Genomic DNA, 22,476 nt, shown 5'->3' on the forward strand with positions numbered 1-22,476 from the left:
ACGGTGGCCGTGGCGGCCGCCGGGGTCGCCGCCGAGGTGCTGCGGCTGCTCGGCGAGCGGGGGGAGACCCTGGCAGTCGCCGAGTCGCTGACCGGCGGCCTCGTGGCCGCCGAGGTGACGGCCGTACCGGGGGCCTCACGGGTCTTCCGGGGGTCCGTGACCGCGTACGCGACGGAGCTCAAGCGGGAGGTCCTCGGCGTCGACGGCGACCTTCTGGCCGCCCGCGGAGCCGTGGACGCCGAGGTCGCCCTCCAGATGGCGGCCGGAGTGCGACGGCTGCTCGGGGCGGACTGGGGGATCGCGACCACGGGCGTCGCCGGACCCGATCCGCAGGACGGACAACCGGTGGGGACGGTCCACGTGGCGGTTTGCGCAGGTGCGGGCGCGGCATCGGGTTCTGCCGAGGTCGTTCCCGGGTCCGCGGACGCAGGTTCCCCGCTTCGCTCTGAGGGGAAAGTAGCGACTCTGCGGTTGAACGGAAACCGTACGGAAATCCGTATGGAGAGCGTCCGCAGCGTGCTAAGCCTGCTTCTGGAGCAGCTCTCGGGCGAACGCGCCGGGAATGGGCGGGCACAGGATACGGAACAGAACGGGGGGACTTGATGTTTGCAGCCCTGAGTGAACACGACATCGCTCCCCGCACGGCCGCCGCGCAAGGCGGTACGGTGGGGCGTGAAGGATGCGGCTACGCGGTCCGAGGAGGGAGCCACCGATGATTCTGCTCCGTCGCCTGCTGGGTGACGTGCTGCGTCGGCAGCGCCAGCGCCAGGGCCGTACTCTGCGCGAAGTCTCCTCGTCCGCCCGAGTCTCACTCGGCTATCTCTCCGAGGTGGAGCGGGGGCAGAAGGAGGCTTCCTCCGAGCTGCTTTCCGCGATCTGCGACGCGCTTGACGTACGGATGTCCGAGCTCATGCGAGAAGTGAGCGACGAGCTCTCGCTCGCCGAGCTGGCCGAGTCGGCAGCGGCCACGGAACCGGTGCGGGCACCGGTCCGCCCGATGCTCAATTCCGTCTCGGTGACCGGTGTGCCACCGGAACGGGTCACGATCAAGGCACCCGCGGAAGCGGTCGACGTCGTCGCCGCGTGACCTGCGGGTGACCACACGTGACGAAGGCCCCGGCCGGGTGTTCCGGCCGGGGCCTTCGCCGTCCTTGTGACGGTACGCGGCGCTCGCGAGGTGCCCCTGCCGGGGCTCCGGTGGGGCTGTGCGTGCGGCGCACTGTCCGAAGTGGCCGTAGTAGTGCCGGTGCGCGATGGTTGATGGGTGTGTGACACCGACAGCGGGTAACCGCGAGGTCGAACACGCCTGGATGACCCGTGTAGCCGGAGGAGACCGATGTACGTCGTGAAGAGCCCGCTGCCCGATGACGATCTGAAGACGGTGTCCGAGGCCCTCCAGGGCGCGCTCGTCGACCTCGTCGACCTGTCCCTGGTCGCCAAGCAGATCCACTGGAACGTGGTCGGACCGCGCTTCCGCTCCATCCACCTCCAGCTCGACGAGGTCGTCGACACGGCCCGCCTGCACTCCGACACCGTCGCGGAGCGGGCCTCGACGCTCGGCGTCTCGCCCGACGGCCGCGCGGCCACCGTCGCGGACAGCAGCGGCATCGCCGCCGTCCCCGAAGGCTGGGTCAAGGACACGGACGCGGTGGGGACCCTCGTGGCGGCCCTCGGCGCGGTGATCACGCGCATGCGGGAGCGGGTGAACTCCACCGGTGACGCCGACCCGGTGAGCCAGGACATCTTCATCGGCATCACCGCCGACCTGGAGAAGCACCACTGGATGTTCCAGGCCGAGAACGGATAGCGGCCCCGCACCGGCGGGGCGCCCGCCGCGATGGGCGGGCCGGTCGACGGCGCGGGCGCGCCTTCGGTGCGCCCGGTGCGCCCTGCCGCCGGGGGCCGGGCCGGGTCTAGCGTCGTCTGGCGGGAGGTGACAGCCGTGGCGGGGCGCGTCCTGCGGTGGGCTTCGGCCCTCGGTGTCGCCGCGCTGTGGTGGTGGGCGGTGCTGCGGCTCGCGGCGGCGCCCGACGCGGGCGCCCTCGAGGGCACGATCGCCGCCGGGGGGTGGGGGCTGAGCCTGCTGCCCGTGCACTGCGTGCCCAAGGAGCGGGCGCTGGGGGTGGCCGGGGCGCGTCGGCGGCTGAGCGGGGCGCGGGGGCGGCCTCGCCGGGTGCGGCGCGGCGCGGTTACCAAGGCATCGCCACGCCGCCGTTGGGGCGGAGGATCTGGCCGGTCGTGAACGCCGCCGCGTCCGAGGCCAGGTACAGCACGGCGTGGGCGACGTCCTCCGGCGTACCGACGCGGCCGAGCGGCGACCGCCTGGCCATGAGGTCCTCGATGCGGTCCCGGTCACGGTCCTGGTCCCGGTTACGGTCCGCGGCGTCGTGGCGGTCCGTCATCGGCGTACGGATCCAGCCCGGCGCCACGGCGTTGACGCGGATGCCGTGCGGCCCGACCTCCGTGGCCAGCGTCTTCGTCAGCTGCACCACCGCGGCCTTCGAGGCGCCGTAGCAGAGCAGGTCCGGAGCGCCCGTGTCCACGGCGCCCGACGCCATCGTGATGATGCTGCCGCCCGAGCCCGCCTCGATCATCACGCGGGCCGCCGCCTGGCAGGCGTACAGGACCCCTTTGAAGTTCACGTCCAGGACCCGGTCGAGGTCTTCCTCCCGGGTCTCCAGGACCGGGCCGCTGTGCATGATCCCGGCGATGGCGGCCAGGGTGTCGACGCGCCCCGTCGGTGCGGCCGTCGCCGCCTCGGCCACGGCCTGGTCCACCTGCGTCCGGTCGGCGACGTCGAGGAGGTGCGGACAGGCGGTGCCGCCGGTCTCCTTGATGAGATCCGTCGTCTCGTCCAGGCCCGGTGCGTCCCGGTCGGCGCAGTGCACCGCGGCTCCCGCCCGCGCGAGCAGGACGGCGCTGGCACGGCCGATGCCGCTCGCCGCGCCGGTGACGAACGCGGTGCGGCCGGTGAGGTCGTACGCCTTGGAGGGCATGACAGGACCGTAGGAGAGAGCTGACGGCCCGTCAATTGGTGGCGCGAGTCCAGGGAATCGGGGCGGAGGGTTAAGGGGTGGGGCCGCGTTGGCAGGTCGGGCACCAGTACGTCGGGCGCTGGCGGGAGCCGTCGCCCTGGTCCGCCGTCCGAACGGGGGTCCCGCAGCGCAGACAGGGGCGTGGCGCCCGGCCGTACACGTACAGCCGCAGGCCGGGGCGGGGGATGCCCGTGGTCGTGCGGTCCGGGCGGTCGCGGTTGGCTTCCAGGAGCTTCTTGGCGAGGGCGGGCAGGCGGTTCGCCGTCTCGGCGGGAAGTTCGCCGATCGGCAGCCAGGGGGTCACGCCGAGCAGGAAGCACAGCTCGCTCTTGTAGATGTTGCCGATGCCCGCGAGGTTGCGCTGGTCGAGCAGGGCCTCGCCGAGGGCGCGCTCGGGGGTCGCGAGGAGGTTGCGCAGGGCCCGGTCGGGGTCCCAGTCGGGGCCGAGGAGGTCGGGGCCCAGATGGCCGACGGCGCGCTGTTCGTCGGCGGTGCGGAGCAGTTCGAGGACGGGCAGGCGGTAGCCGACGGCCGTGTGCTCCGCGGTGGCGAGGATGGCCCGGATCTGGTGGGCGGGGCCGCCGCGCCAGCGTTCGTGCGGGGCGTAGACCTTCCAGGAGCCGTCCATGCGCAGATGCGAGTGCAGGGTGAGGCCGCCCTCCACACGGGTGAGCAGGTGCTTGCCGCGAGGGGTGACGTCCAGGACGGCGCGGCCGGTGAGGTCCGCCGTGGCCAGCTTGGGGACGCGGAGGTCGGAGCGGGTGAGGGCGCGACCGGCCAGGGCCCGGTGCAGGCGCCGGGCCGTCTGGTGGACTGTGTCTCCTTCGGGCATGGGACCAGGGTGTCATTGGGGTGGGGTGGCGGGTGCCCTTCCCCGGGGCGGGGTGAGGCGGTCTCGGGGGTGGGGCGGCTGTCCGGGGCCGGGGTGGTCGCTGCGGTGTGGAGCGGTCGCCCCGGTGCCGGGGTGGTTCAGGCGCGGATGCGGAGGCCTCTCGGGGTGGCGTGGAAACCGGTGTGCTCCAGGAGGGGGGCCAAGGGGGAGGTCAGGGCGGCGGCGCCGTTGATGCGCTCCACGGTGACCGTGCCGAGCGCGCCCGCCTTGGCGGCCGAGGCGAGGGCGGTCGCGGCCGCCAGGAGCCGGGGGTCCTGGTCGGTCTCGGACGTGGCCCAGGCCAGGACGGACTTGCCGCCGCGCTCCACGTACAGCGTCAGCTCGCCGTCGACCAGGACGACCAGGGAGCCCGCCTTGCGGCCCGGCTTGTGCCCGGCCTCCGCCGGGGGGTCGGGCCAGGGGAGGGCCGCCCCGTACGCGTTCGCGGGGTCGGCGGCGGCCAGGACCACCGCTTGGGCGTCGGTGGCGTGCCCGGTGCCCGCGCGCTCCCGCGCGGTGGCCGCGGCGCGCAGCCGGTCCACCGCGCCGTCCATGGCGAACTGCGCCGCGCCCAGCCCCTCCACCACGTACCCACGACGGGCTTGGCCGCTGTCCTCGAACGCCGACAGGATCCGGTACGTCGCCGAGAAGCCGCCCTCGACGCCTTCGGCGGCCACCGCGCCACGGGTCACCACGCCGTGCCGGTCGAGCAGCGTGCGGGCCAGGGCGTGCGCGCGCAGGGTCGGGTCGGGCTCGCGGGCGGGCAGCAGCGACCAGCGGCCCGCGACGGTCGGCGGGCCGGTGCGGGAGACGGGGCGGGCGGCGGCGGTCAGGCTGCCGTAGCGCCCGCGCGGGACGGCGCGCTTCGCGCGGTGGGCCGTGGAGCCCGCCGTGCGGCCCGAACCCAGGAGGGACCGCATCGGAGCGAGCGTGTCGTTCGTGAGCCGGCCCGACCAGGCCAGGTCCCAGACCGCGTCGGCCAGTTGGGGGTCCGTGACGTCCGGGTGCGTGGTGGCGCGGACCTGGTCGGTGATCTGCCGGAAGAACAGGCCGTACCCCCCGGAGAGCGCGTCCAGGACGGACTGGTGCAGCGCGGTGAGCTCCAGGGGGTGTGCGGGCGGCAGGAGGAGGGGCGCGGCGTCGGCCAGATACAGCGAGACCCAGCCGTCCTTGCCCGGAAGGGCCCCCGCTCCGGCCCACACCACCTCTCCGGCGGCGGTGAGCTCGTCGAGCATCGCCGGGGCGTACCCCGCCATGCGGGAGGGCAGGACGAGCTTCTCCAGCGCCGAAGCCGGTACGGACGCGCCCTGCAACTGCTCGATCGCGCGCACAAGGCCGTCGACGCCTCGCAGGCCGTGGCCGCTCAGGTGCTGCCACTGCGGCAGGAACTGGGCGAGCGCGGCCGGGGGCACCGGCTCCAGCTCCTGACGGAGCGCGGCCAGGGAGCGGCGGCGCAGACGGCGCAGCACGGCCGCGTCGCACCACTCCTGGCCGATGCCCGCCGGGTGGAACTCGCCCTGGACCACGCGGCCGTTCGCCGCGAGGCGGTGCAGCGCGCCCTCCGTGACGGCGGCGCCGAGGCCGAAGCGCGCGGCGGCGTCGGCCGAGGTGAACGGGCCGTGGGTGCGGGCATAGCGCGCGAGGAGGTCGCCGAGGGGGTCCTTCACGGGCTCCGTGAACGCCTCGGGCACGCCGACCGGCAGGGCCGTCCCGAGAGCGTCCCGCAGACGGCCCGCGTCCTCGACGGCCGCCCAGTGGTCGGCCCCCGCGATCCGGACCCGGATGGCACGGCGGGCCGCCGCGAGGTCCTCCGCCCACGCGGGCTCCGCGCCGCGCTCGGCCAACTCGGCGGCGGTGAGCGGGCCGAGCAGGCGCAGCAGGTCGGCGACGCCCTCGGCGTCCTTGATCCGGCGGTCGTCCGTACGCCACTGGAGCTCGCGCTCCAGCTCGGTGAGGACGTCCGCGTCGAGCAGTTCGCGCAGCTCCGCCTGGCCCAGGAGCTCGGCCAGGAGGCGGGAGTCCAGGGACAGGGCGGCCGCGCGGCGCTCGGCGAGGGGCGAGTCGCCCTCGTACAGGAACTGGGCGACGTACCCGAACAGCAGGGAGCGGGCGAACGGGGACGGCTCGGGGGTGGTGACCTCCACGAGCCGGACGCGGCGGGACTCGATGTCGCCCATCAGCTCCGTGAGGCCCGGCACGTCGAAGACGTCCTGGAGGCACTCCCTGACCGCCTCCAAGATGATCGGGAAGGAACCGAACTCGCTGGTCACCTCCAGGAGTTGGGCGGCCCGCTGGCGCTGCTGCCACAGGGGGGTGCGCTTGCCCGGGCTGCGGCGCGGCAGCAGCAGCGCGCGGGCGGCGCACTCGCGGAAGCGGGCCGCGAACAGCGCCGAGCCGCCCACCTGATCGGTGACGACCTGGCTGACCTCGCCCTTGTCGAAGGTGACGTCCGCCGCGCCGACCGGGGCCTGCTCGGGGTCGAAGGTCGCGTCCACGGTGACGTCCACCGGCTCCTGGTCGAGCAGGTCGAGGCCCATCAGGTCGGCGTCCGGCAGGCGCAGCACGATGCCGTCGTCGGCGTGCATGACCTGCGCGTCCATGCCGTACCGCTCGGCGAGGCGGGCGCCGAGTGCCAGGGCCCAGGGTGCGTGCACCTGCGCGCCGAACGGTGAGTGCACGACGACCCGCCAGTCGCCCAGCTCGTCGCGGAAGCGCTCGACCACGATCGTGCGGTCGTCCGGGATGTGTCCGCAGGCTTCGCGCTGCTCGGTGAGGTACGCCAGCACATTGTCCGCGGCCCAGGTGTCGAGGCCCGCCGCCTGGAGGCGCCCGCGCGCGTCGTCCTGCGACAGGGATCCGATCTCGCGCAGGAACGCCCCCAGGGCGCGCCCCAGTTCGAGCGGGCGGCCCAGCTGGTCGCCCTTCCAGAACGGCAGCCTGCCGGGGACGCCGGGGGCGGGTGACACGAGCACGCGGTCGCGCGTGATGTCCTCGATGCGCCAGGAGCTGGTGCCCAGGGTGAAGACGTCGCCCACGCGCGATTCGTAGACCATCTCCTCGTCGAGCTCGCCGACGCGGCCGCCGCCCTTCTTCGGGTCGGCGCCCGCGAGGAAGACCCCGAAGAGGCCCCGGTCGGGGATCGTGCCCCCGGAGGTCACCGCGAGGCGCTGGGCCCCGGGGCGGCCGGTGACGGTGCCCGCGACCCGGTCCCACACCACGCGCGGGCGCAGCTCCGCGAACGCGTCGGACGGATAGCGACCCGCGAGCATGTCCAGGACCGAAGTGAACGCCGACTCGGGCAGCGAGGTGAAGGGCGCCGCGCGGCGGACCAGGGCCAGGAGGTCGTCCACCTGCCAGGTGTCCAGGGCCACCATCGCGACCAGCTGCTGGGCCAGGACGTCCAGCGGGTTCGCCGGGACGCGCAGGGATTCGATGGCGCCCTGGCGCATCCGCTCCGTGACCACGGCGGCCTGGACCAGGTCGCCCCGGTACTTCGGGAAGACGACTCCGGTGGAGACCGCGCCCACCTGGTGCCCCGCGCGGCCCACCCGCTGCAGTCCGGAGGCCACTGACGGCGGCGACTCGACCTGCACCACCAGGTCGACGGCGCCCATGTCGATGCCCAGCTCCAGGCTTGAGGTGGCGACCACCGCGGGGAGCCGGCCCGCCTTCAGGTCCTCCTCGACCTGGGCGCGCTGCTCCTTGGACACCGAGCCGTGGTGGGCGCGGGCGAGGACGGGCGGCGCGCCCTTGGCGGCGCCCGACTCCGCCATCAGCTCCGCGGGGGAGTGGTCCTCCGGCAGTGGCTCGCCCGTGGCGCGCTCGTACGCGATCTCGTTGAGACGGTTGCACAGGCGCTCCGCCAGGCGGCGGGAGTTGGCGAAGACGATCGTCGAGCGGTGCGCCTGGACGAGGTCGGTGATGCGCTCCTCGACGTGCGGCCAGATGGACGGGCGCTCCGCTCCCTGATCGGAGTCCGCCGCCGGGGAGCCGCCCAGTTCGCCCAGGTCCTCGACCGGGACGACCACCGACAGGTCGAACTCCTTGCCCGACTCGGGCTGGACGACCTCCACCCTGCGCTGCGGCGAGAGATAGCGGGCCACCTCGTCGACCGGACGGACCGTGGCGGACAGGCCGATCCGGCGGGCGGGGCGCTTCAGGAGCGCGTCGAGCCGCTCCAGGGTCAGCGCGAGGTGCGCGCCACGCTTGGTGCCCGCGACCGCGTGCACCTCGTCCAGGATCACGGTCTCGATGCCCGTCAGCGCGTCCCGCGTGGCGGACGTGAGCATCAGGAACAGCGATTCCGGGGTGGTGATCAGGATGTCCGGCGGGCGGGTGGCCAGGGCGCGGCGCTCGGCTGCCGGGGTGTCACCGGAGCGGATGCCCACCCGCACCTCGGGCTCGGGCAGGCCGAGGCGCACGGACTCCTGCCGGATGCCGGTGAGCGGGCTGCGCAGATTGCGCTCCACGTCGACCGCGAGGGCCTTGAGCGGCGACACGTACAGCACCCGGCAGCGCTTCTTCGGGTCCGCCGGGGGCGGGGACGAGGCGAGCTGGTCCAGGGCGGCGAGGAACGCGGCCAGGGTCTTGCCGGAGCCGGTCGGGGCGACCACCAGGACGTCCGAGCCCTCCGCGATCGCCCGCCACGCCCCGGCCTGGGCGGACGTGGGCGCGGGGAAGGCCCCCGTGAACCAGCCGCGGGTCGCGGGGGAGAATCCGTCGAGGGCGCCGTGGGCGCCGGGGGCGCTGCGTGCGGACCGAGCCATGGACCCATCGTGCACCCCACCACTGACAATGGCCCTGACCTGCGCGAACGACCTGGCCGCCGAGCCGGTGCCGCGGCCCGGGGAATGGCCGGTGCCGCGGGCCAGAAATGGCAGGTGCCACAGGCCGGGAAATGGTTTGCGCCACTGGCGCAGAATGGCGGCATGGCAGGTTCGGCGGAGCGGGCGCGGCACTGGACCTATGCCGAGCTGCCCGGCGTCGACCTGCTGCGCGCCCACTACGTCCGCATGACCTTCGTGCGGCACACCCACGAGCACTTCGTGATGGCCGCGGTCACCGAAGGCGTCGACGTCTTCCACCACACCGGGGCCGACCGGCACGCGGGCCCCGGGACGCTCGCCCTGATCAACCCCGACACCCCGCACACCGGCCGGGGAGGAGGGCCCGAGGGCTGGCGGTACGGAGCGGTGTACCCGGCGCCGGAGCTGGTCGCCGCCATCGCGGCGGAGACGACGGCCATCCGCGGCACACCCGGTTTCGTCCAGCCCGTGTTCGAGGACGCGTACGCGGTGGCCCTCGTCCACCAGGTGCTGCGTGCGGCCGAGGAGGGCAACGCCCTGGCCGCCGACACGTTCCTGCGGATCGCCGTGACCCGGATGCTGCGGCTCAACGGCGGCGCCCTGCCCGAGCGCACCGTGCGGTCGGCGGGCCACCGCGTGGCCGCACGCGCGCGTGCCGTCCTCGAAGAACGCCTCACGGACCCGCCGAGCCTGGACCGGCTGGCCGCCGATCTCGGCGTCGGGCCCTTCGCCCTGCTGCGCGCCTTCCGCGACGCGTACGGCATGCCGCCGCACGCCTGGCTCACCGACGCGCGCGTGCGTCGCGCCCGCCGCCTCCTGGACGCCGGTACGACGCCCGCGGAGGCGGCCGTGGCCGTCGGCTTCACCGACCAGCCGCACCTCAACCGCCACTTCGCCCGCATCGTCGGGGTCCCGCCGGGCGCGTACCAACGGGAGCGCAAGAACGTACAAGACCGTCCGGGCGGGCTCCTCGTAGCGTCCTTGGCGTGGCAGAACGAACCTCACGCGCAGACATACCCAGCCCCGTAGCCCCGCCCGACGCCTCCGTAGAGGGCACGGACGCGGGCGCCGTCGGGGACCGCCCGGACTCCGCCGTCGTCCGCGACGCCCTCGGCGTCGGAATAGCCGTCGGCCTCTCCGGATTCGCCTTCGGCGTGACCTCCGCCGGCAGCGGCCTCACCGTGTTGCAGACCTGTGCCCTGAGCCTCCTGGTGTTCACAGGGGCCTCGCAGTTCGCCCTGGTGGGCGCGCTCGCCGGGGGCGGGAATCCGTTCACCGCGGCGGCGGGAGCCTTCTTCTTGGGCGTGCGCAACGCGTTCTACGGGTTGCGGCTCTCCCAGTTGCTCGCCCTCCCGCGCGCGGTGCGGCCGTTCGCGGCCCACTGGGTGATCGACGAGACCACGGCCGTGTCGCTCGCACAGCGCGGACGGCGCGGCGCCCGCATCGGCTTCACCGTCACAGGGCTCAGCCTGTACGTCCTGTGGAACCTGACCACCCTCCTGGGCGCGGTCGGCGCCGAGGCGATCGGGGACACCGACGCCTGGGGCCTGGACGCCGCGGGCCCCGCGGTCTTCCTCGCGCTCCTGGCGCCGATGGTCAGGACCGCCCGGGAGCGCGCGGTCGCGGCCGTCGCGGTCCTTCTGGGGCTCGGGCTGCTGCCCGTGCTGCCCGCGGGCGTCCCGGTCCTGGTGGCCGGGCTCGCCGTGCCGATCGTCCTCTACGGAGCAGGCCTGCGCGCACAGCGCACGACACGGGGGAACGACCGTTGAACGTCTGGATAGCCATCGCCGTGACCGCCGTCAGCTGCTACGCGGTCAAGCTCGCGGGTCTCCTGGTGCCCGTCGGAGCCCTGGAGCGGCCGCTCGTGAAGCGCATGGCCGCTTTGCTGCCGGTCGCGCTGCTCGCGGCTCTCACCGCCCAGCAGGCCTTCGCCGACGGCCGGACCCTGGTGCTCGACGCCAAGGCCGTGGGGCTCGCTGCGGCCGCCGTGGCGCTGCTGCTGCGCGTGCCGTTCCTGGTCGTCATCGCCGCCGCTGTCGTCGTCACGGCGGGCGTACGGGCACTCACGGGGTGACGGCCAGGCCGTCACCCCAGGGGGCGTCTCAGCCGATCGGCCGCCCGTACGCGGCGAGCGTGCGCAGGGCGTCGATCGTCACGATGGGCCGCCACTCCAGCGCGGTGCCCGGAGCCCACTGGCGCCACCGGATCGGCCAACCGCCGTCTTCTTGTTGGTCGTTCATGAGGAAGTCCAGGGAGCGTTCCATCTCCTCGTCCGTGAACCAGGCGCGGGCGAGCGAGTCCGGGGACCTCGCGAAGTCGTGGGCGAAGTGGTGCTCGCCGGGCGCGTACCCCTCAGGCACCGGATACGCGTCGGCGCGTTCCGGCTCCAGGGCCACGAGGCGCTGCTCGCGCACCCGGCGGCCGAGCCGGTCGGCCGCCGCCTGCGCGCGCGGGCGGTCCGGCGCGCCGTCGAGGAAGGCGACCGCCGCCTGCACTTCGTACGGATGCGACTTCTCCAGGGACTCCACGGCCTGCCAGCAGAAGTCGGTGGCACGGAACAGCCAGGCGTGCCAGACCTCGTTGCGATGCAGCAGGCCCACCACGGGCCCGGTGGCGAGCAGCTCGCTCGGCGGGTCGTCCACCACGGGCACGAACGGCGCCAGGGGGTAGCCGCGCTGGCTCGGATGGATCGCCGGCAGGGCGCCGTCGGCCGTCGACACCGATGTCAGATAGCGGCACACGCGCTCCACCCGAAGGCCGCCGCAGCGGCCGATGGAGTCCAGGACCCGCAGCGCGTGACCGGTGTGCAGCGGCTGGCTGACGGGCCCGCGCAGATCGGGTTCGAGCGCGTGACCGTACCCTCCGTCCGCGTTGCCGTACGCGGCCAGCGCCGTCTCCACCGCGTCGGCGCCTTCGCCACTGCCCGCGCCGTTCAGGAAGTGGTACGCGAATCGTCGCTGTTCGAGGATGCGCGCGGTGAGCCAGACGAACTGTTCGGCGCGCGCGAGCGGGGAGGACGCGGCGTGCGAGGACGCTCCGTTTTCGGCCATGTTCAGACGGTAGGGCGGAATGCGCCGCCGACAAGCCCTCAGGGCTCGGCTGCACTCTCAGGGGCGCGATACTGGACGCATGCGGTTGACGGTCTTCTGGCAGCGAATGGCAGCTCACTTCGGCGCGGGGTACGCGGACTCCTTCGCGCGTGACCATGTGATGTCCGAGCTGGGCGGGCGGACGGTGCACGAGGCGCTGGACGCGGGCTGGGAGGCGAAGGACGTCTGGCGCGCGGTGTGCAGGGCCATGGACGTACCGGCCGAAAAGCGTTGATCCACGAGGGCGACGGCTCGCGCCGTCGTGGCTCCACGCGCGCGTAGCCACCGTCCGGCACTGGCCGGAAGACCCCGGTGGAGAGAGCGCGCGGTGCCGTGGGCAGGCGCGTGGAGGCCGTGGAGCCGCGTGCCGGATGTGAGGAGCGCCGCGAACAGGCGGGGGCGACGGCCGAACGCGGTCCGCGTGGGCGAGACTGGCACGGTGGCACCCACAGACGACACCGCGCAGATCACCTCCGAGGCCGCGACACCGGCCGGCACCGCACCGCCCGCCCAGCCGCCCGCCGGGGCCGAGCAGGGGCGCGGCGCGGGCATGCCGCGCTGGCTGCCGCGGGCCATGGTGCTCGCGCTCGCCCTGGTCGCCTGTTTCCAGCTCGGCAGCTGGGCCTTCCACCAGCTGACCGGACTGCTGATCAACATTCTGATCGCGTTCTTCCTGGCGCTCGCGGTGGAGCCCGCGGTGAGCTGGATGGCGGCGCGCGGACTGCGCCGGGGCCTGGCCACGGCCATCGTCTTCCTCGGCGTCATCATCGCCAGCGCGGGCTTCATCACGATGATGGGCTCGATGCTCGCGGGCCAGATCGTCGACATGGTCGAGGACTTCCCGGACTACCTGGACAAGGTCATCCGCTGGATCAACCAGACCTTCGACACGGACCTGTCCCGCGTCGAGGTCCAGGACAGCCTGGTCCACTCCGACTGGCTGCGGAAGTACGTGCAGAACAGCGCGAGCGGCGTCCTGGACGTCTCCGCGCAGGTGCTCGGCGGCCTCTTCCAGCTCCTGACGATCCTGCTGTTCTCGTTCTACTTCGCCGCCGACGGGCCCCGGCTGCGGCGCGCGCTGTGCTCCGTGCTCCCGCCCGCCAAGCAGGCCGAGGTGCTGCGCGCCTGGGAGATCGCGGTCAACAAGACCGGCGGCTACCTCTACTCGCGCGGCCTGATGGCGCTGATCTCCGGGATCGCGCACTACATCCTGCTGCAGATCCTCGAAGTGCCCTATGCCCCCGCCCTCGCGGTGTGGGTGGGGCTGGTCTCGCAGTTCATCCCGACGATCGGCACGTACCTGGCGGGCGCCCTGCCGATGCTGATCGCCTTCACCGTGGACCCCTGGTACGCGGTGTGGGTGCTGGGCTTCGTGGTCATCTACCAGCAGTTCGAGAACTACGTGCTCCAGCCCAAGCTCACCGCCAAGAGCGTGGACATCCACCCGGCGGTCGCCTTCGGGTCGGTCGTCGCGGGCACCGCGCTGCTCGGCGCGGTCGGCGCCCTGATCGCCATCCCGGCGGTGGCGACGCTGCAGGCGTTCCTCGGGGCGTACGTGAAGCGCTACGACGTCACGGACGATCCGCGGGTGCACGGACACCGTCGCCGCGGCGACACGCCCCTGCTCACGCGGCTGCGGCGCGCGCTGACACCGCCGGGACGTGAGGGCTGAGCGCTCCGCCGGGCCGCTGCGACCGAGGCGCGTTCCACCGGGTCCCGGAGGCTGAAGCACGGGTTCCACTCGCGGGCTGACGCGTCCGGCGCGCCTGGCGTGGTGCGCTTGACAGCAAAATCGAACATCCATTCTTATGGGGGCTCCGGCGGCGTCGTACCGGGGGTTCGCGGGGGGATTCCCGGGCGCGCCGGTGGATTACGGAGGGCCGTGGGGCCCGAGTTATCCACAGGCCGGACGGGCGTCGGGGCGCATTGTCAGTGGCAGGCGTTAGCGTCTTTGACGTGAAGCGATCGACTCAAGCAAACCGGGTGGAACCCATGGCAGGAACCGACCGCGAGAAGGCGCTCGACGCCGCGCTCGCACAGATTGAACGGCAATTCGGCAAGGGCGCGGTCATGCGCATGGGCGAGCGGCCGAACGAGCCCATCGAGGTCATCCCCACCGGGTCGACCGCGCTCGACGTCGCGCTCGGCGTCGGCGGCATCCCGCGCGGCCGTGTGGTGGAGGTGTACGGCCCGGAGTCCTCCGGTAAGACGACCCTGACGCTGCACGCCGTGGCCAACGCGCAGCGGGCCGGCGGCGCGGTGGCCTTCGTGGACGCGGAGCACGCCCTCGACCCCGAGTACGCGAAGAAGCTCGGCGTCGACATCGACAACCTCATCCTGTCCCAGCCGGACAACGGCGAGCAGGCGCTCGAGATCGTCGACATGCTGGTCCGCTCCGGCGCGCTCGACCTGATCGTCATCGACTCCGTGGCGGCCCTGGTGCCCCGCGCCGAGATCGAGGGCGAGATGGGTGACTCGCACGTGGGTCTGCAGGCCCGTCTGATGAGCCAGGCCCTGCGGAAGATCACCAGCGCGCTCAACCAGTCGAAGACCACCGCGATCTTCATCAACCAGCTGCGCGAGAAGATCGGCGTGATGTTCGGCTCCCCGGAGACCACGACCGGTGGCCGCGCGCTGAAGTTCTACGCCTCGGTGCGCATGGACATCCGCCGCATCGAGACCCTGAAGGACGGCACGGACGCGGTGGGCAACCGCACCCGCGTCAAGGTCGTCAAGAACAAGGTCGCGCCGCCCTTCAAGCAGGCCGAGTTCGACATCCTCTACGGCCAGGGCATCTCCCGCGAGGGCGGCCTGATCGACATGGGCGTGGAGCACGGCTTCGTCCGCAAGGCCGGCGCCTGGTACACGTACGAGGGCGACCAGCTCGGCCAGGGCAAGGAGAACGCCCGCAACTTCCTGAAGGACAACCCCGACCTCGCCAACGAGATCGAGCGGAAGATCAAGGAGAAGCTGGGCGTCGGTGTCCGGCCGGAGAGCACCGAGGGCGAGCCCGCCGCGGACGCCGCGGCGGAGACCCCGGCGACCGACGCCGCCAAGACGGTGCCCGCTCCGGCGGCGAAGGCCACCAAGTCCAAGGCCGCGGCGGCCAAGAGCTAGGCCGTGACACGACGTACGGACTGGGCGGAGCACACGGACCCCCAGGGAGGCGGCCACAGGAGTGGCGGCCGCCCCGGTGGTGCGGGTGCCGATGCCGACGGCCCCTGGAGCGACGACCAGGAGGGCCGGGGCGGCCGCCGCCGTCGGCGGCGCGGCGGTCTCGGCGGCCATCAGGACAGCGGTTCCCCGTCCTCGTCGAGGGCCGAGAACGGGGAACCGCCCACGGGGGACCCCGCTGAGCGGGCGCGGGCCATCTGCTTGCGCCTGCTCACCGGGACGCCCCGCACGCGCAAGCAGCTCGCCGACGCCCTGCGCAAGCGGGACATCCCCGACGACGTGGCGGACGAGGTCCTGTCCCGCTTCGAAGAGGTCGGACTGATCAACGACGAGGCCTTCGCGGACGCCTGGGTGGAGTCCCGGCACCACGGCCGGGGCCTCGCCCGGCGGGCCCTGGCCCGCGAGCTGCGGACCAAGGGCGTGGACTCGGCGCTGATCGACGAGGCCGTCGGCCAGCTCGACGCGGAGCAGGAGGAGGCCACCGCCCGCGAGCTAGTCGCCCGCAAGCTGCGCTCCACCCGCGGCCTCGACCGCGACAAGAGGCTGCGGCGTCTCGCGGGCATGCTCGCCCGCAAGGGGTATCCGGAAGGCATGGCGCTGCGCGTGGTCCGCGAGGCGCTGGAGCAAGAGGGGGAGGACACGGAGGACCTCGGATACGAGGGCCTCTGAGCGGCTGAAGGACCCGCCGAGGACAGGCTCCGACCTGGGTGCTGGAATTCCGGACCTGGGCGGGGCGTCCCGTGCGGCGGGGCGGCCGTAGGCCCGAGTGAACCAGGGGGGTGCCCCCTCGGGGGTGGGGCTAACCCCCCATGGAAGACGCCTGGTCGCCACCGTGCACAGGAACCTGTGCACAGGCGACTGTGTACGCATGGTTCACCACCAGGGCAGAAGCGAGGGCCGGGCCCTCGACGGGGCCGCGGAGGCTGTCCCCGCCATCGATGCCGCCCCCGCCGTCGAGGCAGGCCGCGGGGCCGACGACGCCGCGCCCGTTGCCGAAGAGCTGAACGACCTGCGGGTCCTCAAGGCCCTCGCGCAGCCCCGGCGGCAGCAGATGCTCCAGCACCTCACCGTGCACGGGCCCGCCACGTCCGCGACCTTGGCCCGGGCCCTGGGCCTCAACACCGGCGCGACGAGCTACCACCTGCGCGAGCTGGCCCGGTACGGCTTCGTCGAGGAGACGGACGGCACCGGGCACGGACGCGAGCGCTGGTGGCGCGCGATCCCCGGCGACCGGCGCTTTCCGCCGCGCAGCAGGCAGAACGCCGAGACGCGACTCGTCATGGACGAGCTGGACCACCTCTCGTACGCCGCCGACCTGGAGCTCTTCGAGCAGCTCCAGCGCGAGAGCGGCGACGCCGACGAGTGGGCCGACGCCTACCCGTACTCGCGCGGCACGATGCGGCTGACGGTCGCCGAGCTGCGTGAGTTTTTCGAGGAGTACATCGCCCTCCTCAACCGTTACAAGCGCTCCGACGCCGAAACGCCGCCCGGGGCCCGCACCGTCCTCACCCGCCTCCTGGCCTTCCCCGCGCCGTCCGGCACCCCCGACGACAACAGAAGAGAGACCGAGACCTCATGATGCTGCGCTACGCACTGCAGACGATCCGCGACCGGAAGGGCGGATTCCTAGGGGCCTTCGTCGCGTTGATGTGCGCCGCCGCGCTCATCACCGCCTGCGGCACCCTCCTGGAGACGGGCCTGCGCGGCAGCATCCGCCCCGAGCGCTACGCCGCCGCTCCCGTACTGGTCTCGGCCGATCAGAACGTGCACCGGACCATCGTCAAGCACAAGAAGGGCAAGACGAAGGTCAAGCACAAGGCGAAGCCGATCGCCGAACGGGCCTGGCTGCCGCGCGACGTCACCAGACGGCTCGAAGGCGTGCCGGGCGTCGGCAAGGTGATACCCGAACTCACCTTCCTGGCGCAGCCGTTGGCGCCCGGCGTCAAGGACCCGGACCGTCCCGCGTACGGGCATGCCTGGGCCTCGGCCGCCCTCACGCCGTTCCGGATCGTCGAGGGCCGGGCCCCGCGGGCCGCGACGGACCTCGTCGTCGACCGCGGCCTCGCCGAGCGCGCCCGCCTCGAACCCGGCGACCGGCTCACCGTCCAGTCGACGAGCGCTCCGCGCACGTACCGCGTCACGGGCATCGCCGCCCCGGAGGACGGCGGGAGCGCCCTCACGCACCAGACCGCCCTGTTCTTCTCCGATCGTGAGGCCGAGCGGCTCGCCGCCCACCCCGGCCGGGTCACCGCCCTCGGTGTCCTGCCGGCCGACGGCACGTCCGTGCCGACGCTCACGGCAGCGGTCGAGAAGGCGCTCGACGGTACGACCGCGCAGGTCAGCAGCGGCGACAGCCGTGGCCCCGTCGAGTTCCTCGACGCGGCGGGCGCGCGGGTGAAGCTCGTCAGCATGGGCGGCGCGATGGGCGGTACGTCGCTGCTCGTCGCCGTCCTCGTGGTCGTCGGCACCTTCGCCCTGTCCATCCAGCAGCGCCACCGCGAACTCGCCCTGCTGCGGGCCATCGCCGCCAGCCCGAAGCAGCTCCGCAAGCTCCTCGGCCGCGAGGCGCTCCTCGTCGGGGCGGCCGCCGGAGCGCTCGGCTCGCTCGCGGGCATCCCGCTCGGCGGGCTGCTGTACGGGAAGTTCGTCGACGAGGGAGTGGTTCCGGCGACGCTCGACCGGGTCGTCAGCGTCTTCCCGCCGCTGGCGGCCGTCGCCGCGACGCTGTTCGGCGCCTGGGCGGCCGCGCGCGTCTCCGCCCGCCGCATCGCCCGCATCCGCCCCGGAGAGGCCCTGGCCGAGGCGGGCGTGGAGCGTACGAAGCTCTCCTGGGTGCGTGTCGTCGCCGGTCTGCTCTTCCTCGTGGGAGGCGCCGTCCTCGTCTTCGTCCTCAGTCTGCTGCGCACCGAGCCCGCGTCGACTCCCGTCACGTTCCTGGCCGTTGTGGTGCTCGCCTCGGCCGTCGCCCTGCTCGGCCCGGTCGTCGTCAGGGTGTCGGCCGCCGTCCTCGGCCGGGTGCTGCGGCTCACCGGCCCGGCCGGGCGGCTCGCGCACGCCAACCTCCGGGGGAACGCCGCCCGCATGGCCGCCGCCGTCACCCCGCTGGTCCTGCTCGTCGGCATGACGTGCACGGTGCTCTTCGCGCAGCCCACGCTCACCGCCGCCGCCCGTGACCAGGCGCGCGACGGCGTCCGGGCGGACTGGTCGCTCATCGCGCAAGGGCCCGGCATGCCGGCGGTGGCCGCGCGGGAGCTGCGGGCGGCCGAGGGCGTCGAAGCCGTGACCGAGGTCGTCCGCACCACCGTGCGCGTCGGGCTCGACAAGTACCCGGCGCAGGGCGTGACTCCGGCGGGCTTCACCCGCACCTGGGACCCGGACGTCACGGCGGGCTCGCTGACCTCCTTCGGCGCGGGTGACATCGCCGTCAGCGAACTCGCCGCCGACCAACTCGGCCTGAAGCCCGGCAGCCGCCTCAAGCTCACCCTCGGCGACGGCACACCGGCCACCCTGACGGTCAGGGCCGTCTACGCGCGCGGGCTCGGCTTCGGCGATCTGACCCTGGCGCACGATCTGGTCGCCCGCCACGTCGACAACCCGCTCGCCGCCACGGTCCTCGTCAAGAGCGACCGTACGAAGAATCAACTCGCGGTGGCCCTGCGGAAGTTCCCGAACGTGCGGGTGGATTCCCCGGACGCCGTCGACCGCCTCCAGGCCGAGCGCGGCCAGTCGAGCGCCGACGTCAACCTCCTCGCCATGGGGCTCGTGCTGGCCTTCACCGCGATCGCCGTCGTCAACACGCTCGCGATGTCGGTGTCGGAGCGGGTCAAGGAGTTCGCGCTGCTGCGTCTCGCGGGCGCCACGCGCCGCCAGGTCCGGGCGATGCTGCGCACCGAGGCGCTGTCGGTCCTGCTCATCGCGACCGCTCTGGGCAGCGCCATCGCCCTCGCCGTCCTGACCGCGTTCAGCATCGGCATGACCGGTTCCGCCGCCCCCGTCGTCCTGCCGCTGCTGTACGTCGCCGTGGTCGCCGTGGCGGCTCTGCTCGCCCTGACGGCGACGGTGGTGCCCGGCCGCACCGCCCTGAAGCCGTCTCCGGTCACGGTGGCGACGGCCAAGGAGTAAGGGGCGATGGGCAATAGCGGGCGCCCCTTACGCACTCCTTCGGGAGGTGTGAGGGGCGCCGACGCGTGCCCGGGCAACAACTTTGGGCAGAGCAGTCACTCGGCGACGGGGAGCCCATCCGCCTTCCAGGCCTGGAAGCCGCCGACGAGGTCGGTCGCGTGCCGCAGCCCGAGCTGGCGCAGGGAGTGGGCCGCGAGGCTCGACGCGTAGCCTTCGTTGCAGACGATGACGATCTCCAGGTCGTGGCTGACGGCCTGCGGGGCACGGTGGCTGCCGTGGGGGTCGAGGCGCCACTCCAGTTCGTTGCGCTCGACGACCAGCGCCCCCGGGATCAGGCCGTCGCGCTCGCGCAGCGCCGCGTAGCGGATGTCGACGAGCAGGCCTCCGGACCGGTCGATCTCGTACGCCTGCCGGGGCGTGACCCGGTCGAGGCCGCGCCGTACCCGTTCCAGGAATTCGTCTATGCCCACGGGTGTGAGCGGCTCCGCTGCGATCGCCGGGGCCGTCGGCACACCCGGGATGATGTTCAACTCAAGGCCCGCGCTCACTGCCAGTCCTCCGGACGCTCGACGTGCTCAAGGCGTAGCACGTCGCCGGTGCGGCTGTAGCGACGGATCCGTGGAAGTGGCGGATAGTACGCGTGCACGGAGACGGCGTGCTCCGTAGGGGACTCGTTGAACACCTCGTGCACGTGGTTGCGGCCGAACGCCCGCCCTTGCCCGGCGGGCAGCTGCCGCTCGCGGTCGATGCCCTCGGTGAGTTCCAGGGTCTTCCAGCCGTCGGTGGGGAGCCGGGCGGCGAGGGAGTGCTCCTTGAGGGCGCCGGAGGCGGTGGTGAAGGCGCCGACCGACTCGGCGTGGTCGTGCCAGCCGGTACCGGTGCCGGGCGGCCATCCGATCAGCCAGGCCTCGCTGCCGCCGGGCCCGTCGAGGCGCACCCAGGTGCGGCCCTCGGGGTCGAGGGGGAGCGAGGCGACGAGGTCGGCGTCGGCGGCGGTGCGGCGCACGAAGTGGAGGAGGTCGGCCGAGGTGGGCGGGGCCACGCGGGAGCCGGAGGGGGAGGGCACGGGGGCAGGGCTGGAGACAGACGCTGACATGGGACCGTCCTGGGAGTTCGCGGAACGGCGCGCCGACGACGGGCGCGCGAGAAAGGATGAGATGGCGAATTCAGCAGGACGGCTGACACACGCAGCCCGCATAGCGGACGAGGTCCATGTGGACCCTCCGCCACAAGCGGACAGCGGTGTCGGTCATGGTCCGGAGTAGACCATGACCGTGGGAAGTGGTCAACTCGCGCTCAGCATGCGGTCGGACGGTCGTTACTGGTTCAACAGCCGCTGTCTCCGGGGCCTCGGTCCAGGCCCTCGATCCGTCCGGGGCCTGGGTCGAGGGCCTAGGAGGACGGTTTCTTCGGTCGGTTCGAAACGAGCTCTACGGGGATGGCCTTTTCGGCTCGCTCGACGGTCCGGCGTCGGGCTTCCCGCCGGCTGGGCGCCCGCCCTGCGCGTCGGTGCCGGGCGTCTCGCGGGCCGTTCCGTCGCCGTTCGACCCGGTGCTGGGCTTTCCGTCGGCTGCTCGGCCCTCGCGCGGCTCGCTGCCGGGCTTCCCGTGGGCAGCGTCGGCGTCCTTCGGACCGCTGCCGGGCCTCCCCCCGGGCGCTCCGCCGCCCTTTGTACGTGCCTTCTCCGGGGCCTCCCGCACCGCCTTGCCCAGTGCCGCCTCGGCGGCCGCGTACAGTTCCGCGGGGCGTACGCCGTTGAGCGCGGCGACCAGATGCCCGTCGGGGCGCACGAGCAGGACCGTGTGCGCCGCGGCGCCGGGGTAGCTCTCCGCGACGAGGAGCTCGGCCGGGCACGGCAGCGCGGTCACCGCGGCGGCGAGGCGGGGCATGATCCCGGCCTTCATCCAGTGCCGCCGGTCCCACACGACCGTCCCCGGCGCCACGAGCACCACCAGGAGCTGGCTGAGGCCGAGGCGGTCCCGCAGCCGTACGACCGCCCCGTCCGGAGCCGTGACGCCCACGTCGACGACCGGAGCGCCCGGCTCCGTGGCCACGAGCACCGTGGAGTCCGAACTTCCGGGGGACAGGGGTGAGTCGGTGTACGCCCCCGGCGCGCCCAGCTGGCCGCGCCCCACATGGCCGTCCGTGAGCAGCGCGTCCTGGCCGCGCGCGGCCCCCGGCACATAGGAGCGCAGCCCGCCGCCGCCCCGGAGCAGGGGCAGCGACTGGTCGGCGGCACGCAGGCGCGCGGCCACGGCGGCGCGCCGCTCGGTCTGATAGCTGTCGAGCAGTGCGCCGGTCGGGCCGTGGTGCCAGGCCAGCGCCAGCTTCCAGGCGAGGTTGTCCGCGTCCCGAAGGCTCTCGTCCAGGCCCTGGGTGCCGAGCGCCCCGAGCAGATGGGCGGCGTCCCCGGCCAGGAAGCAGCGCCCGACCCGCCACCGGCGGGCGAGCCGGTGGTGGACCGTGTGGACGCCGGTGTCGAGGAGGTCGTACGGCGGGGTGGCGCCGCACCAGCCCGAGAGGGTCTCCCGGATGCGGGCGACGAGGGCGTCGGGTGTCACCAGGTCGCCGCGCGGCGGCAGCAGCCAGTCGATCCGCCAGATGCCGCCCGCCAGCGGGCGCGCCGTCACCTCGGGTCCTCCGCCGGGCCACGGCGGGCTCCGGTGCAACAACGCCTCGCCGGGCCAGGGAAGTTCCGTCCGCAGGGCGGCGACCGCGTGCCGCTCGACCGCCGTGCGCCCCGGGAAGCGGATGTCGAGCAGCTTGCGGACGGTCGACCGGGGCCCGTCGCAGCCGACCAGATAGCTGCCACGCCACCAGGTGTCCTTGGGCCCGCGTGTGTGGGCCGTGAGCCCCGAGGAGTCCTGCTCCAGGGTGTCCAGCTTGCTCTCCACCGCGATCTTCACGAGCCGCTCGTCGGTGATCGCGTCCCGCAGGGCGCCGGTCAGCACGTGCTGCGGCACGTGCAACGGGGAGGGCATCTCGTCACTGAACGTGAGCTGCCGCATCACCTGCTTGCGCCGCATCGACCGCCAGCCGCTCCAGCGTGCCCCCGCGTCCGAGCCTCCGAAGGAACCCCCGGAGAGGCGCTCCACGAGCGCCGCCGTGTCCTCCCGCAGGACGACGGTCCGCGCGGGGCGCTGCTCGTCCTTGCCGGGCCCCTCGTCCAGGACCACCGTGGGAACCGAGTGACGCGCGAGGGCCAGGGCGAGCGTGAGCCCCACGGGGCCCGCGCCGACGACGATCACCGGGTCCACGGCGTGCCGCCTCCTGCCAGGACTGCCCGCGAGCGCTGGACGTACGTACAGGAAATGGCAGTTGAAACCCGGTGCACGATCACAGAACGTATGCAACCCACTGCTGGTTCCTGCGTCAAGCGA

General features: G+C 73.5%; 20 protein-coding genes. 12 read left to right on the forward strand and 8 right to left on the reverse strand.

The window, feature by feature from the left end; all coding sequences use genetic code 11:
• Nucleotides 1–9: 9 nt before the first annotated feature.
• The 3 genes from CP982_RS30445 to CP982_RS30455 all read left to right on the forward strand — a co-directional run bounded on the left by CP982_RS30445 (nt 10) and on the right by CP982_RS30455 (nt 1,807).
• Nucleotides 10–603, forward strand: coding sequence for a CinA family protein (locus CP982_RS30445; protein WP_229878721.1), 594 nt, complete (start codon nt 10–12; stop codon nt 601–603).
• Nucleotides 604–712: 109 nt separating this feature from the next.
• Complete coding sequence (locus CP982_RS30450; protein WP_030688912.1) at nt 713–1,087, forward strand: helix-turn-helix domain-containing protein; 375 nt, start codon at nt 713–715, stop codon at nt 1,085–1,087.
• A 249-nt stretch (nt 1,088–1,336) separates the two neighbouring features.
• Nucleotides 1,337–1,807 (forward strand): Dps family protein, encoded by a 471-nt coding sequence (locus tag CP982_RS30455; RefSeq protein ID WP_144321275.1) that lies wholly within the window; start codon nt 1,337–1,339, stop codon nt 1,805–1,807.
• Nucleotides 1,808–2,189: 382 nt separating this feature from the next.
• On the opposite strand, the gene CP982_RS30465 is transcribed toward CP982_RS30455, so the two are convergent.
• The 3 genes from CP982_RS30465 to CP982_RS30475 all read right to left on the reverse strand — a co-directional run bounded on the left by CP982_RS30465 (nt 2,190) and on the right by CP982_RS30475 (nt 8,672).
• Complete coding sequence (locus CP982_RS30465) at nt 2,190–2,996, reverse strand: SDR family NAD(P)-dependent oxidoreductase (RefSeq protein ID WP_150513395.1); 807 nt, start codon at nt 2,994–2,996, stop codon at nt 2,190–2,192.
• A gap of 70 nt (nt 2,997–3,066) precedes the next feature.
• Entirely contained in the window at nt 3,067–3,867 is an 801-nt protein-coding gene (locus CP982_RS30470; protein ID WP_150513396.1) for a DNA-formamidopyrimidine glycosylase family protein, read from the reverse strand.
• Nucleotides 3,868–4,004: 137 nt separating this feature from the next.
• Nucleotides 4,005–8,672, reverse strand: a complete 4,668-nt coding sequence (locus CP982_RS30475) for an ATP-dependent helicase (RefSeq protein WP_150513397.1) — start codon at nt 8,670–8,672, stop codon at nt 4,005–4,007.
• 162 nt (nt 8,673–8,834) lie between these two features.
• Here CP982_RS30475 and CP982_RS30480 point away from each other — a divergent pair, with 162 nt between their 5' ends.
• The 3 genes from CP982_RS30480 to CP982_RS30490 are packed head-to-tail and all read left to right on the forward strand — an operon-like array spanning nt 8,835 to nt 10,785.
• Nucleotides 8,835–9,740 (forward strand): AraC family transcriptional regulator, encoded by a 906-nt coding sequence (locus tag CP982_RS30480; RefSeq protein ID WP_150513398.1) that lies wholly within the window; start codon nt 8,835–8,837, stop codon nt 9,738–9,740.
• Nucleotides 9,725–10,480: an AzlC family ABC transporter permease gene (locus tag CP982_RS30485; RefSeq protein WP_150515778.1), complete on the forward strand. Its 756-nt coding sequence runs from the start codon at nt 9,725–9,727 to the stop codon at nt 10,478–10,480. The genes CP982_RS30480 and CP982_RS30485 overlap by 16 nt, the downstream gene beginning before the upstream one ends.
• Nucleotides 10,477–10,785: an AzlD domain-containing protein gene (locus tag CP982_RS30490; protein ID WP_150513399.1), complete on the forward strand. Its 309-nt coding sequence runs from the start codon at nt 10,477–10,479 to the stop codon at nt 10,783–10,785. Before CP982_RS30485 ends, CP982_RS30490 begins: the two co-directional genes overlap by 4 nt.
• Nucleotides 10,786–10,813: 28 nt before the next feature.
• On the opposite strand, the gene CP982_RS30495 is transcribed toward CP982_RS30490, so the two are convergent.
• The gene (locus CP982_RS30495; RefSeq protein WP_150513400.1) at nt 10,814–11,761 is read right to left on the reverse strand and encodes a hypothetical protein; all 948 of its coding nucleotides are present in this window, start codon (nt 11,759–11,761) and stop codon (nt 10,814–10,816) included.
• Between the two features lie 79 nt (nt 11,762–11,840).
• Here CP982_RS30495 and CP982_RS30500 point away from each other — a divergent pair, with 79 nt between their 5' ends.
• From CP982_RS30500 to CP982_RS30525, 6 genes are all read left to right on the forward strand, one after another.
• The gene (locus tag CP982_RS30500; protein ID WP_030680572.1) at nt 11,841–12,035 is read left to right on the forward strand and encodes a DUF3046 domain-containing protein; all 195 of its coding nucleotides are present in this window, start codon (nt 11,841–11,843) and stop codon (nt 12,033–12,035) included.
• Nucleotides 12,036–12,239: 204 nt separating this feature from the next.
• Nucleotides 12,240–13,472, forward strand: coding sequence for an AI-2E family transporter (locus CP982_RS30505; protein ID WP_150513401.1), 1,233 nt, complete (start codon nt 12,240–12,242; stop codon nt 13,470–13,472).
• A 320-nt stretch (nt 13,473–13,792) separates the two neighbouring features.
• Nucleotides 13,793–14,917 (forward strand): recombinase RecA, encoded by a 1,125-nt coding sequence (gene recA, locus CP982_RS30510; RefSeq protein WP_150513402.1) that lies wholly within the window; start codon nt 13,793–13,795, stop codon nt 14,915–14,917.
• Nucleotides 14,918–14,920: 3 nt separating this feature from the next.
• The gene (gene recX, locus CP982_RS30515) at nt 14,921–15,643 is read left to right on the forward strand and encodes a recombination regulator RecX (RefSeq protein ID WP_229878711.1); all 723 of its coding nucleotides are present in this window, start codon (nt 14,921–14,923) and stop codon (nt 15,641–15,643) included.
• 199 nt (nt 15,644–15,842) lie between these two features.
• On the forward strand, nt 15,843–16,553 hold the full coding sequence (locus tag CP982_RS30520; RefSeq protein ID WP_150513403.1) for a helix-turn-helix domain-containing protein: 711 nt from the start codon (nt 15,843–15,845) through the stop codon (nt 16,551–16,553).
• The gene (locus CP982_RS30525) at nt 16,550–19,096 is read left to right on the forward strand and encodes an FtsX-like permease family protein (protein ID WP_150513404.1); all 2,547 of its coding nucleotides are present in this window, start codon (nt 16,550–16,552) and stop codon (nt 19,094–19,096) included. Before CP982_RS30520 ends, CP982_RS30525 begins: the two co-directional genes overlap by 4 nt.
• A 95-nt stretch (nt 19,097–19,191) precedes the next feature.
• On the opposite strand, the gene CP982_RS30530 is transcribed toward CP982_RS30525, so the two are convergent.
• From CP982_RS30530 to CP982_RS30540, 4 genes are all read right to left on the reverse strand, one after another.
• On the reverse strand, nt 19,192–19,626 hold the full coding sequence (locus CP982_RS30530; protein ID WP_150515779.1) for a rhodanese-like domain-containing protein: 435 nt from the start codon (nt 19,624–19,626) through the stop codon (nt 19,192–19,194).
• 14 nt (nt 19,627–19,640) lie between these two features.
• A complete protein-coding gene (locus CP982_RS30535) occupies nt 19,641–20,192 on the reverse strand; it encodes a cupin domain-containing protein (RefSeq protein ID WP_150513405.1) in 552 nt (183 codons plus the stop codon).
• Between the two features lie 70 nt (nt 20,193–20,262).
• The gene (locus tag CP982_RS43255; RefSeq protein ID WP_361832679.1) at nt 20,263–20,349 is read right to left on the reverse strand and encodes a putative leader peptide; all 87 of its coding nucleotides are present in this window, start codon (nt 20,347–20,349) and stop codon (nt 20,263–20,265) included.
• 177 nt (nt 20,350–20,526) lie between these two features.
• Nucleotides 20,527–22,353, reverse strand: a complete 1,827-nt coding sequence (locus tag CP982_RS30540; RefSeq protein WP_170316512.1) for an FAD-dependent monooxygenase — start codon at nt 22,351–22,353, stop codon at nt 20,527–20,529.
• Nucleotides 22,354–22,476: the final 123 nt, after the last annotated feature.

The organism is Streptomyces spectabilis, assembly GCF_008704795.1.
GTDB lineage: Bacteria > Actinomycetota > Actinomycetes > Streptomycetales > Streptomycetaceae > Streptomyces > Streptomyces spectabilis.

Coding starts and splice junctions, on each gene's coding strand:
- CP982_RS30450 (WP_030688912.1), top strand. CDS start 713: ATGATTCTGCTCCGTCGCCTGCTGGGTGACGTGCTGCGTCGGCAGCGC.
- CP982_RS30455 (WP_144321275.1), top strand. CDS start 1,337: ATGTACGTCGTGAAGAGCCCGCTGCCCGATGACGATCTGAAGACGGTG.
- CP982_RS30465 (WP_150513395.1), bottom strand. CDS start 2,996: ATGCCCTCCAAGGCGTACGACCTCACCGGCCGCACCGCGTTCGTCACC.
- CP982_RS30470 (WP_150513396.1), bottom strand. CDS start 3,867: ATGCCCGAAGGAGACACAGTCCACCAGACGGCCCGGCGCCTGCACCGG.
- CP982_RS30475 (WP_150513397.1), bottom strand. CDS start 8,672: ATGGCTCGGTCCGCACGCAGCGCCCCCGGCGCCCACGGCGCCCTCGAC.
- CP982_RS30480 (WP_150513398.1), top strand. CDS start 8,835: ATGGCAGGTTCGGCGGAGCGGGCGCGGCACTGGACCTATGCCGAGCTG.
- CP982_RS30495 (WP_150513400.1), bottom strand. CDS start 11,761: ATGGCCGAAAACGGAGCGTCCTCGCACGCCGCGTCCTCCCCGCTCGCG.
- CP982_RS30500 (WP_030680572.1), top strand. CDS start 11,841: ATGCGGTTGACGGTCTTCTGGCAGCGAATGGCAGCTCACTTCGGCGCG.
- recA (WP_150513402.1), top strand. CDS start 13,793: ATGGCAGGAACCGACCGCGAGAAGGCGCTCGACGCCGCGCTCGCACAG.
- CP982_RS30520 (WP_150513403.1), top strand. CDS start 15,843: ATGGTTCACCACCAGGGCAGAAGCGAGGGCCGGGCCCTCGACGGGGCC.
- CP982_RS30525 (WP_150513404.1), top strand. CDS start 16,550: ATGATGCTGCGCTACGCACTGCAGACGATCCGCGACCGGAAGGGCGGA.
- CP982_RS30535 (WP_150513405.1), bottom strand. CDS start 20,192: ATGTCAGCGTCTGTCTCCAGCCCTGCCCCCGTGCCCTCCCCCTCCGGC.
- CP982_RS43255 (WP_361832679.1), bottom strand. CDS start 20,349: ATGACCGACACCGCTGTCCGCTTGTGGCGGAGGGTCCACATGGACCTC.